An 11,315-nucleotide genomic window follows, 5' to 3' on the forward strand; every position below is an offset into this window, starting at 1 on the left:
AGACCGCCGCGGTTTCGGCGGCGTATGCCGCCGGGTTGCTCGGCAAGCGCAGCAAGGATCCGGTAACACAACCACGTTCGTTCAGATAGCGCGGCAACAGCGTCCAGCCGCCGATATGCGCCGTCGCCAGCAGCACGCCCTTGCCGGCGGCCAGAGCGGCATCCAAGTGCTCCAGACCGTCGACCCGGCACCATTCGGCCACTGTCAGGCGGTGTTCTTCGGGCCGCCAGAACAGTTCGCCGAAACCGCGCGCCGAATGCTCGAATACGCCGCGCACGATGGCCCGCCGCTGGCCAACCGAGAGCGTATCGCCATACACCAGACGCAGATTGCGGCGCACCAATCGTCGCCAGCCGCCGCCGAACGGGCGCATGCCAGCGGCCATCAGCAAGCACCAGCCGCGCAACGCCCGCGGGTTGGGCATGGCGCGGATAATCGTGACCAGCGAAGAGAACAGCAGCCGCTGCGCGGCAAGCAGAAATGGGTTCACGCGTACGGACCGAACTGGCACGATGGAGCCCGACCGGGGCGGGCCGCGGGGCGGGATTCGGTGCAATGATAACGGCGGACCCCGCGCCAAAACCGGTTGGCGGGGCCGGACCGTTCAATCCAACGAGGAGAATGCGATGCAAACGCTCAGTTCCGAGGTGTATCTCGAAGGCCTGGTATTCGGCGAATGTCCGCGCTGGCATGACGGCGCACTGTGGCTATCGGACATGTTTGGCGGCCGTGTGCTGCGCTCAGTCGGGCCCGGGAAAGCCGAGACGGTGCTCAATTTGGCGGGTGGGCGCCCGTCCGGACTGGCCTTTCTGGACGACGGCAGCCTGATGGTCGTGTCCATGCTTGATCGCAAGCTGCTGCGCCGCTGGCCGGACGGCCGGGTCGAGCCATTCGCCGATCTGGCACCGCATGTCAGCGGTGACATCAATGACATGGTCCGCGCCCCGGATGGTGGCGTGTTCGTTGGCAATTTCGGCTTTGACCTGTTCGGCGGCGCCGAGGGCAGACTGACCAACCTGCACCACGTCGACGCGCAGGGCCGTGTTCGCGAAATGGCGAGCGAACTGAACTTCCCGAACGGCATGGTGGTGACGCCCGACGGCGGGACGCTGATCGTGGCTGAAACCTTTGCCCATCGCCTGACCGCCTTTGACATTCGCAATAACGCACTGGCGAACCGGCGTGAGTTTGCCGCGCTCGGCAGCTACGCACCGGACGGCATCTGTCTGGACGCCGCCGGTGCCGTTTGGGTGAGTGCGTTCGTCGGCGACACCTACCTGCGCGTGGAGGAGGGCGGGAAAATCACCCATCAAGTGCCGCTGGCCAACCGGCGAGCGGTGGCCTGCAACCTTGGCGGCGACGACGGGCGCACGCTTTTCATGGTCACCGCCGACACCGACGTGGAGCGCCTCGCCATAGGCGACTCGACCGCCCGGGTCGACACCGTGCGGGTGGAAGTGGCCGGGGCGGGCTCGCCCTGAGCCGCGAGCGCAGTCCCGTCAGGCGGACTGAACGCAGCGATCGTCAATGAGGCCTACCGCGCCCTGTTCGCGGTCCACAAGGCGCCGGACCCAGTCGCTACGTTACGCTTGTCCACAGCGCCCTGATACCCGCTTGCCAAGGCCAAGACGGCGCGCTACCGTCCACCGGCCATAACGATCGTTCAGATTAAAGAAGTCATTACCCGACAGGAGAGTTTCATGGACGCGACCACGCTGCGCCCGGCGGTCGACGCTGACGGCCATATCATGGAATCGCTTACCGAGATGGCGGAATACGCACATCCGTCGGTGCGTGACCTGTGTCTGAACCCGCAAAATTTCTTCCGCTCACCATTTCCGACCCTGGACGGGGTGCACTGGCCCCGGCCTTCGGTTTACAAGGCCGAGCACGGCGTCATGGGCGACCAGGAAACCGCCAGCAAGCACCGCAAGGGCTCGGCCGAGGACTGGCTGGAATTCCTGGCCAACGCCAACGTCGAATACTCGGTGATGTACACCAGCGATGGTCTGACCGTCGGCCAGATTCGGGAAGAGGAATATGCCGTAGCTGTGTGCCAAGCCTATAACGACTACGTGGGCGACCGCTACCGGCGCGTCAGCGCGAAGTTGCTGCCGATGGCGCTGATCCCGATGCAAAGGCCCGATGAGGCGGTCAAGGAACTGCGCCGGGTGGTCAAGGAACTGAAGTTGCCCGGCGCCATGTTGCCATCCACCGGCTTGCCGCTGGATCTGGGCCACGAGTATTACTGGCCGATTTACAAGGAAGCCGCCGACCTGGGCTGCGTCCTGGGCGTGCATGGTGGTTCCAATGTCGGGCTGGGCCTGGGCTCGGTGAACTCCCTGCTCGCCTCGCACATCATCCACCACCCAATGGGCCTGATGATCGCCGCCACATCGATGGTCCACAACGGACTTTTCGAGCGTTACCCGGACCTGCGCGTGGCTTTCACCGAGGGCGGCTGCGGCTGGACCACGGTGCTGCTCGACCGGATGGCGCGCAATGCCGAACTGGGCATGATGGGCGCCTACCGGACCTTCGAGCATTACCTGAGTAACGGCCAGGTGTTGGTGGGCTGCGAGCCCGGCGAAGGCACGCTACCGTACCTGATCAAGCGTGTTGGCCCGGATGCCTTCGCATTTTCTACCGACTACCCGCACGAGGTCGATTTTCGCGCCGTGCGCAAGGAGATCGAGGAAGCATACGCCCAGCCAGATCTCACCCTGGACGAGAAGAACAAGCTGCTGGGCGATAACGCGCGGCGGTTCTTCCGCCTCGATTGAACCGGCTCAGGGCAACGCCGGCACCGGTCGCGGGCGGCGTTGCTCGTCCACGGCAACGAACGTAGCGGTGGCCTCGGTAACCTTCACCAACTGGCCCGGATCGGCAGCACGTTCGGCGAAGGCCTCAAGGTGGAGCGTGAGCGAGGTGCGGCCCACGCGCACAACGCTACCGTAACAACTGACCAGATCACCGACGAATACCGGCTGGTGGAACTCGAAGGCGTTCATCGCCACGGTGACCACCCGGCCGCTGGCACGCCGGCTGGCAACGATGCCACCCGCGAGGTCTATCTGGGCCATGATCCAGCCACCGAAGATATCGCCGGTCGGGTTGGTGTCGGCCGGCATTGCCAGCACACGGATGGCCGGCTCGCTTCCTGTCAGAATGAGGTCAGCCACGCGAATGCCCTTGATACCCCGAAGATCGGTCCCATCTGAGCAGCCAACGCTCACCCGTGCAGAACAAACGGAAATGGCGCTCCCTAGGGGACTCGAACCCCTGTTTTCGCCGTGAGAGGGCGACGTCCTGGGCCACTAGACGAAGGGAGCCAGTGGCTTGAAAAGCAAGCTGATACTATAGCCGAGACAGCCCTGTTACGACAGGCGGGCACTGCGCCCGCCCCCCAAGGTGTACCCCGCCAAACCCCTATGCCGGACCCCGTTCTCGACCCCGCACTGATCCTGCCCCGCAGCGAACACTCGATTTCTCGTGCCAACATCAGTAAAAGCGCGCTGAACGTCCTGTATGGACTGCACAAGGCGGGCTATGAAGCGTGCCTGGTCGGCGGCGGCGTGCGTGACCTGCTGCTGGGTGTCACCCCCAAGGATTTCGATATCGCCACCAGCGCGTCACCGGACCAGGTACGCGCCACGTTTCGCAATTGCCGCCTGATCGGCCGCCGTTTTCGGTTGGCGCACGTGCACTACGGGCCGGAAATCGTCGAAGTGGCCACCTATCGCGCCTCGCATGACAAGGCCGAAGACCAGGACGACGCCCGCCTGGACGGCGACCGTATCCTGCGCGACAACGTCTACGGCACGCGCGAAGAAGACGTCATCCGCCGCGACTTCACAGTCAACGCGCTGTATTACCGTATAGAAGATTTCGCCCTGATCGACCACGTCGGCGCACTGGAAGACATTGCCCTGCGCCGGCTACGCACCATCGGCGACCCCGAGGCACGTTACCGCGAGGACCCGGTACGCATGCTGCGGGCCGTGCGCCTGGCCGCCAAGCTCGACCTTTCCATTGAACTCGCGACCGAGGCGCCACTGTTCGAGCTGGGCTACCTGCTGGAAACCGTGCCGCAGTCCCGTCTGTTCGACGAGGCGGTCAAGTTGCTGCTGTCCGGCCACGGCGTGCGTAGCTACGAATTGCTGTTGCAGTACCGCCTGCTCGACTACCTGTTTCCGCTCGAAGCGACCCAGATCGACCCCGAGCGCGACCGGCTGATCCGCGCCGCGCTTGCCAACACCGACCAACGGGTGGCCACCGGCTTACCGGTGACGCCCTCATTCCTGCTCGCCGTCCTGCTATGGGATCCATTGCAGGAAGCCGTGGCGCGCCAGCTGGTACGCGGCGTGTCGGAGCACGAGGCCTTCTTCCATGCCCAGGAGGAAGTGCTGCGTATGCAAAACGATATCCTGGCGGTGCCCAAACGCTTTACCCTGCCCGCCGCCGAGATATGGTCGCTGCAAAGTCGCCTGGTACGCCGCCGCCAGCCCGAGCGGATGTTGAGTCACCCCCGGTTTCGGGCGGCTTATGATTTTCTGCTGTTGCGGGCGCAGGGCGAGCCGGATCTGATGCCCTCTCTCGACTTCTGGACCGCGCATCAGAGCGGCGCAACGCCATCCCCCGTGAATGAAGCCGAAACCGATGCCGACGGCAGCGCGCCGCGCCGACGTCGGCGACGACGCGGGCGACGTCGTGGTGCGCCCGGTGCCACACCCCCCCCGACCAGCGTCGGACCTTGACGGCACAGCGGGCCTTCATCGGCCTTGGCGCCAATCTTGATGATCCGGCGCGGCAGGTAGAATGCGCGCTTGACGCCATTGCCAGGCTTCCGCAGACCGTCCTGGTCACGCGCTCCGCCTTGTATCTGAGTCGCCCCATGGGGCCAGCCGACCAACCCGATTACATCAATGCCGTAGCGCTGGTTGAGACCCGGCTGCCGGCGGCAACGCTGCTGGAGGCGCTGCTGTCCATTGAGCGCCAGCAGGGCCGCCTGCGCAGTGCCGGCCAGCGCAATGCGCCACGCACTTTGGACCTTGACTTACTCCTGTATGGCGATCTGGTGTGCGACGATCAAGCGCTTACCCTGCCACACCCGGGTGCCCACCAGCGGGACTTTGTACTGGTGCCGCTGGCCCAGATTGCACCGCACACCGTGATCCCCGGGCGTGGCCGGGTAACCGAACTGCTGACCACTTGCGCTCAGCACGGACTGCGTGAGTTCACTGATGGTCCACTGGCCGCGCTTGCCGGCTAGGACCGCTTCATTACAATGTCGGCCCCCGCGGCCCGTGCCGGCCGCAGCGAGGAACAAGCGCCATGGCCGTCACCCTCGATACCCTGCGCAAGATGAAGCAGGCCGGTGAGCGCATCGCAGCGCTCACCGCCTACGATTTTTCCTTCGCCCGCCTGCTCGATGCCGCGGCGGTGGACCTGGTGCTGGTCGGGGATTCGCTCGGCAACGTGATCCAGGGCCACGCCACCACGGTGCCAGTCACCGTCGACGAGATGGTCTACCACACGCGCTGCGTTGCGCGCGGCCTTGAAAGGCCGCTGCTGGTTGCCGATCTGCCCTTTCTGAGCTACCAGGAAAGCCCTCAACAGGCGTTGCATAGCGCCGGCCGGTTGATGAAGGAGGGCTTCGCCCACATGGTGAAGCTCGAAGGCGGAGCCGCCATGGCGCCCGCAGTGCGGTTTCTGGTTGAGCGCGGCGTACCGGTGTGTGGTCATCTGGGCCTCACGCCGCAGTCCGTGCACCAGCTTGGTGGCTACAAGGTCCAGGGCCGCGGCGAGGCCGCCGCCCAGCGGCTGCATACTGATGCCCTGACACTGCAAGCGGCCGGCGCCGCATTGCTGGTACTCGAAGCCATACCGCGCGCGCTGGCCGCCCAGGTCACACAGGCACTCGACATACCCACGATCGGCATCGGTGCCGGCGCCGCGTGTGACGGCCAGGTCCTGGTGCTGCAGGACGCGCTGGGCATGAACCCGGCACCGGCGCGTTTTGTGCGTAATTTCCTGCTCGACCACGATGACCTTGGCGCCGCCCTCGCCGCCTACGTACAAGCGGTCAGGGAAGGCAGCTTCCCTGGTCCTGAACACGGCTACGATTGATGCAGCACCTTGCCAACTCGGCGACCTTACGGGCCACGCTCAAGCAGTGGCGAGGTGCTGACGAGCGCATCGCCCTGGTGCCGACGATGGGTAATATCCACGAGGGCCACCTGCGTTTGATCGACGCGGCGCGCGAGCACGCCCAGCGCGTCGTCGTCAGCGTGTTCGTGAACCCGACCCAGTTCGACCGCCCGGACGACTTTGCCCGCTACCCGCGCACTCTGGACGATGATGCCGCGGCGCTGGCCGGCCGCGGGGCGGATGTACTGTTCGCGCCGCAGGTCGAGACCCTGTACCCGGACGGACTTGATCTTGCCGCCCATGTCGAGCCAACCCACAGTGCGCAGGGACTGGAAGGCGAGTTTCGACCCGGCCACTTTCGCGGCATGGCCACGATCGTGGTCAAGCTACTGAGCCTGGTACAGCCCCAGCTGGCGCTGTTCGGGGAGAAGGACTACCAACAATTGGCCGTGGTGCGCGCGGTGGTGCGCGAATTACTCCTGCCGATCGATATCGTCGGTGTGCCGATCGTGCGCGAGGCGGACGGACTGGCCATGAGTTCGCGCAATAGCCAGCTCAACGCCTCCGAACGAGCCCGGGCGCCACGGCTTTACGAGGAACTTAATACCGCCGCCAGGTTGGGGGCTACGCCTGACGCGCCACTGGCCGATATCGAGGTGCGCTGCACCGCGAAACTTAGCGAAGTGGGCTTTCGTGTTGAATATTTCTGTTTTCGCGATGCACAATTGGCCCCCCCCGCGCCGGCCGATGCACGACGCGTTGTGCTGGCGGCGGCCTGGTTAGGCAAGACCAGACTGATCGATAACCACCTATTTAGCGTCGCTCGCGGCCAGGGAACGCCGCGCTAACCGCTTGTTAGACAGACACCGCAGGTAAAGGCAATGCTGCAGTTCATGCTGAAAGCCAAGCTGCACCGGGTCACGGTGACCCGAGTCGAGCTTGACTACGAGGGTTCGTGCGCCATCGATGCCGACCTGCTGGACGCCGCCGGTATCCGCGAGTACGAGCAGATCGACATCTACAACATCGCCAACGGCGAGCGTTTCACAACCTACGCCATTCGCGCCGAACGCGGCAGTCGGGTCATCTCCATCAATGGCGCTGCCGCGCACAAGGCCAGCGTGGGCGACAAGATCATCATCGCCGCCTACTGCGGGCTCGAGCGTGCCGAGATACTGGCCCACAAGCCGCGCCTGGTCTATGTGGACGCCGACAACGGTATCACTCGCATCGGTAACGACATTCCGGAACAAGCCGCCTGAGCAACCCGTTCCCCGACTCCGACGCGCTCCCAAACTAGCTCGCGCGCAGCTTTATCCCGGGCCGTCCCTGCGCCGGGCCGCATCGAGACTCCTTTTTCGCGTATAACACAGCGCATAAAGGGGGAGGCTCCATGCGCAGATTGCTGCTGCCCAGTGTTGTGCTGGGGCTGCTATTGGCCGGCCAGGCACAGGGCACCGATGAAGCGGTTCCGGTGTCGGTTGCCGAAATCGAACAGGCCCAGTCCGGGATACGGCTGGTCCTTCCGGGAACCGTGCTGGCGCGGCGCAGCGCCACCCTGTCGGTGGAAATGGCTGGCCTGGTGGCCGAACTGGCCGTTGATGAAGGCGACACGGTACAGGCAGGTGATCTGCTGCTGCGCCTGCGTGACCGCCCTCAAGCTCTCGCCCTACAGGCCGCGCGGGCCGAAGCACGGCGAGCGCTGGCTGCGGCCGAGCTGGCCGACGTGCAGGAACGCCGCCAGACACAGCTGGTGTCCCAGAAGATGACGCCCCAGGACAACTACGATCAGGCCCGGGCACAGCGGCGCCAGGCGCAGGCCGAGCACGCGGCGGCCAATGCGCGCGTGGCGCTGCTCGAAGACGAACTCGCCCGCCATGCGCTCAAGGCTCCGTTCGACGGCGTGATAAGCCGCAAGCACACGGAACTCGGCTCCTGGGTGCAACCCACCGACGGGGTGCTGGATCTGGTCGAGACAGCAGCGCTGCGAGTGGAGTTCGCCTTGCCCCAAGTCCACTACGCCGAGGTCAGCCCCGGCACGCCGGTGGAGCTGCGCTTCGACGCCGTGCCCGGGGATCCCATCGCAGCCAGCGTGTCACGCCTGATCCCGGTGGGCCACGAGGCGGCGCGCAGTTTCCGGGTGCGGGTTGAACTGCCTAATCCCGACCAGCGTTATGCGCCCGGTATGTCGGTGGATGTAACAGTCGCCACCGCCGATGACGCTGCGGTACCGATAGCCACGGTTCCGGCCGACGCGCTGGTGCGGCGCGCCGATGGCGGCGCGGTGTTGTGGACGGTACAGGGCCAAGGCAACAGCCTGAGCGCCACCCCCGTGCCGGTGCAACCGGGTCGGGCATTCGGCGACCGGATCGAGCTGCGCGGTACTGATCTACCCATTGGCACCCGGGTAGTCGTGCACGGCAACGAGCGCCTGCGGCCCGGGCAGGCACTGCGTATCGTCGGCGGTTCCTGAGGTCCCCATGCTGGAAGGTCTCATCCGGCACGGCGTGGTGGTGGCGGTTGCCGCCGTGGTGATCTGCCTGCTGGGCACGGCGGCGATTTTCCGGGTGCCGGTGCAGATGATTCCGGACATGGACATCACCTCGCTGACGGTCGTGACCGCCTGGCCCGGCGCCGCGCCGCAGGACATCGAGCGAGAGATCCTGATCGAACAGGAGGAGTACCTGCGCTCGATTCCCGGCCTGGCACGCATGACCGCCGAGGCGACCACCGGCAGCGCCACCGTCGAGCTTGAATTCGGCCTCGGCCGGAACCTCAGCGAAGTGCTCGCGCTGACCAACAATGCGCTGTCGCAGGTGCCTCGCTACCCGGACAACGTGGACCGGCCACGCATCTTCACCACGGCGTTCTCCGACAACTACTTCATGTTCTATGTAATCCAGCCGGCGGCGGGCAATCCGCAGGGGCTGGACATCGAGATGCAGTTCGATTTCGTGGAGGACACCATCAAGGCCGCTCTGGAACGCACACCCGGGGTGGCCGAGGTCAAGGTCGAGGGCGGTGCCGAGCGCCAGCTGCGGGTGTATGTGGACCCGGCACGTCTGGCGCAGCGGCGTATCCGCTTGAGCGAGCTGCGTGATGCCTTGCTGGCGCGCAATCGGGACATTTCCGGAGGCGACATCGACGCTGGCAAGCGCCGCTACCTGGTACGCACACTGGGACGTTTCAACAACGCCGACGAGGTGCAGAACACCATCATTGCCCACCGCGACGGCGTGCCCGTGTACCTGCACGAGCTGGCCCGGACTGAGCTGACTCACGCCGAGCTGCGCACTCACTCGCGCTTTGCTGGCGAGCCGGGGCTGATGGTAATGGTCAAGAAACAGCGCGGCACCAACGTGGTCGAAGTCGAGCGCGCGGTGGCGGCTACCGCCGCCCGCCTGCAACAGACGGTCGTACCGGCGGCCGGCTTGCAGATGCACCTGATGCACTCGGACGTCAATTACGTGCGCCAGGCGGTCGGTGTGGTGCGCGAGAACCTCATTGCCGGCGCCCTGTTGGCGGTGCTGGCGCTGTACCTGTTCCTGCGCCGCGCGACGCCAACGCTGATCGGCGCGCTGGGCATACCGGTGGCCACGCTGGCCGCCTTCATCGGCCTGCTGTGGGCCGGGCGCACCATCAACGTGGTGTCTCTGGCCGGGGTGGCGCTGGCCATCGGCATGACGCTCGACAACAACATCGTGGTGCTGGAGAGCATCCACCGCCACCGCGCCGCCGGGCGGCATGGGCTGGACGCCGTGCTGGCCGGCACGCGCGAGGTGTGGGGCGCGGTGCTGGCCTCCACGACCACCACGGTAATCGTTTTCATCCCGCTGCTGTTGGTGCGCGAGGAAGCGGGCCAGCTTTATTCGGACATCGCCATTGCTATTTCGGCCGCCATCATCGCCTCGCTGCTGGTCGCGCTGGCCCTGGTGCCGGTGGCGGAGGCGCGCTTCGCCAGCGCCGCAGACGAGGCACCAACGGCCGGTTTTCTGCAGCGTATGGGCCGGAGTTTCGCGGCTGGCTACGCGCGCCTTCTGGGCTGGCTGTTGCGCGGTCGCGCCCGCAGCGCCGGCTATGTTGCAACGGTGGCGCTGGCAGCCGTTGCCCTGGCGGCCCTGCTGACACCGCGCGCCGAGTACCTGCCCGAAGGCGAGGAGGCGGTCACGTTCTCCATGCTGTTCCCGCCACCGGGTTACAACCTGGCCACCATGGACCGCATCGGGCGCGAGATCGATGCCGCCTTCGCGCCGCATCTGGGGCGCGATGTGGCCGACTTCGATCCGGCGCGCGACCAGATACCGCCCCTGCGCTGGTTCATGACCAACGCCAGCGCCGGTGGGCTTGAAATCGTCGCCGGAACGCGTGATCGCGCCCACATCACGCCGCTGATCGAAACCCTCGGTCGACGCTTCGCCGATTACCCGGGCATGATTTCATTCTCCGCCCGCGGCTCGATTTTTTCCGGAAACCAGGGCGGCACGCGCAGCATGGAGCTCGACATTACCGGCGAGAACCTGCAGCAATTGTTCGACCTGGGCCTGAAAGCGTTTCTGAAAACGCGCGAGGTGCTGCACGATCCGCAGATCCTGCCCGACCCGCCGAGCCTGAGCCTCGGCCAGCCGTTTATCGAGGTCCACCCGGACTGGGAGCGGGCGGCCGAAATTGGCCTTGGCGCCGACGAGCTCGGCTATCTGGTGTGGGCGCTCGCTGACGGGGCCTATCACGACGACTTTTACCTTGGCGACCGCAAGGTGGATTTGTTTCTGTATGGCAGCGAACAGCCGCCGCACCGGCCAGCGGACCTGGCCGCTCTGCCGCTGTATACCGAGCAAGGCGGCATCGTGCCCCTGTCGGCGGTGGCGCAGCTGCGCGAGACCGTCAACACCGACACCATCCGCCGCCTGAACGGCCAGCGCACAGTGACCCTGAACATCGTCTCGCCCAGCGACATGCCGCTTGAAGCGGCGGTCGAGAAGGTCGAAACGGATGTGATCGGCGCCTTGCGTGCTGCTGGCCAGGTGCCCGCAGGCGTGAACATCGCCATCGGCGGCGCCAGCGACAAGCTGGCCGCCACCCGCGCCGCGCTGGCCGACAACATGCTGCTGGCACTGGCGCTGGCCTACCTGATCATGGTGGCCATCCTGCGCCACTGGGGCTATCCG

General features: G+C 65.8%; 10 protein-coding genes, 1 tRNA gene and 1 pseudogene. 9 read left to right on the forward strand and 3 right to left on the reverse strand.

The features are described 5' to 3' along the window. Positions 1-490, reverse strand: a pseudogene (locus ABZF37_RS11525) (hypothetical protein); the annotation flags it as partial. Positions 491-626: 136 nt separating this feature from the next. Here ABZF37_RS11525 and ABZF37_RS11530 point away from each other — a divergent pair. Next, entirely contained in the window at positions 627-1,481 is an 855-nt protein-coding gene (locus ABZF37_RS11530; RefSeq protein ID WP_372720044.1) for an SMP-30/gluconolactonase/LRE family protein, read from the forward strand. A gap of 219 nt (positions 1,482-1,700) precedes the next feature. Beyond that, positions 1,701-2,783: an amidohydrolase family protein gene (locus ABZF37_RS11535; protein WP_372720046.1), complete on the forward strand. Its 1,083-nt coding sequence runs from the start codon at positions 1,701-1,703 to the stop codon at positions 2,781-2,783. A 6-nt stretch (positions 2,784-2,789) separates the two neighbouring features. On the opposite strand, the gene ABZF37_RS11540 is transcribed toward ABZF37_RS11535, so the two are convergent. Together ABZF37_RS11540 and ABZF37_RS11545 are read right to left on the reverse strand one after the other, a co-directional pair. Then, positions 2,790-3,131, reverse strand: a complete 342-nt coding sequence (locus tag ABZF37_RS11540) for an acyl-CoA thioesterase (protein WP_372720062.1) — start codon at positions 3,129-3,131, stop codon at positions 2,790-2,792. A 125-nt stretch (positions 3,132-3,256) separates the two neighbouring features. Next, positions 3,257-3,332, reverse strand: a tRNA-Glu gene (locus tag ABZF37_RS11545). A 99-nt stretch (positions 3,333-3,431) separates the two neighbouring features. On the opposite strand from ABZF37_RS11545, the gene pcnB reads away from it, so the two are divergent. From pcnB to ABZF37_RS11580, 7 genes are all read left to right on the forward strand, one after another. Then, on the forward strand, positions 3,432-4,757 hold the full coding sequence (pcnB, locus tag ABZF37_RS11550; protein ID WP_372720048.1) for a polynucleotide adenylyltransferase PcnB: 1,326 nt from the start codon (positions 3,432-3,434) through the stop codon (positions 4,755-4,757). Then, positions 4,754-5,272, forward strand: coding sequence for a 2-amino-4-hydroxy-6-hydroxymethyldihydropteridine diphosphokinase (folK, locus tag ABZF37_RS11555; RefSeq protein WP_372720050.1), 519 nt, complete (start codon positions 4,754-4,756; stop codon positions 5,270-5,272). Before pcnB ends, folK begins: the two co-directional genes overlap by 4 nt. A gap of 62 nt (positions 5,273-5,334) precedes the next feature. Next, the gene (gene panB, locus ABZF37_RS11560) at positions 5,335-6,129 is read left to right on the forward strand and encodes a 3-methyl-2-oxobutanoate hydroxymethyltransferase (RefSeq protein ID WP_372720052.1); all 795 of its coding nucleotides are present in this window, start codon (positions 5,335-5,337) and stop codon (positions 6,127-6,129) included. Beyond that, entirely contained in the window at positions 6,129-6,998 is an 870-nt protein-coding gene (panC, locus tag ABZF37_RS11565; protein WP_372720054.1) for a pantoate--beta-alanine ligase, read from the forward strand. Before panB ends, panC begins: the two co-directional genes overlap by 1 nt. Before the next feature lie 33 nt (positions 6,999-7,031). Then, the gene (gene panD / locus ABZF37_RS11570) at positions 7,032-7,412 is read left to right on the forward strand and encodes an aspartate 1-decarboxylase (protein WP_372720056.1); all 381 of its coding nucleotides are present in this window, start codon (positions 7,032-7,034) and stop codon (positions 7,410-7,412) included. A gap of 131 nt (positions 7,413-7,543) precedes the next feature. Then, positions 7,544-8,623 carry an efflux RND transporter periplasmic adaptor subunit gene (locus tag ABZF37_RS11575; RefSeq protein WP_372720058.1) on the forward strand — a complete coding sequence of 360 codons (1,080 nt, stop codon included), beginning with the start codon at positions 7,544-7,546 and terminating at the stop codon, positions 8,621-8,623. A gap of 7 nt (positions 8,624-8,630) precedes the next feature. Next, the coding region (locus ABZF37_RS11580; protein ID WP_372720060.1) for an efflux RND transporter permease subunit at positions 8,631-11,315 on the forward strand (2,685 nt) is incomplete at its 3' end.

The organism is Immundisolibacter sp., from assembly GCF_041601295.1.
Classification (GTDB): Bacteria; Pseudomonadota; Gammaproteobacteria; order Immundisolibacterales; family Immundisolibacteraceae; genus Immundisolibacter.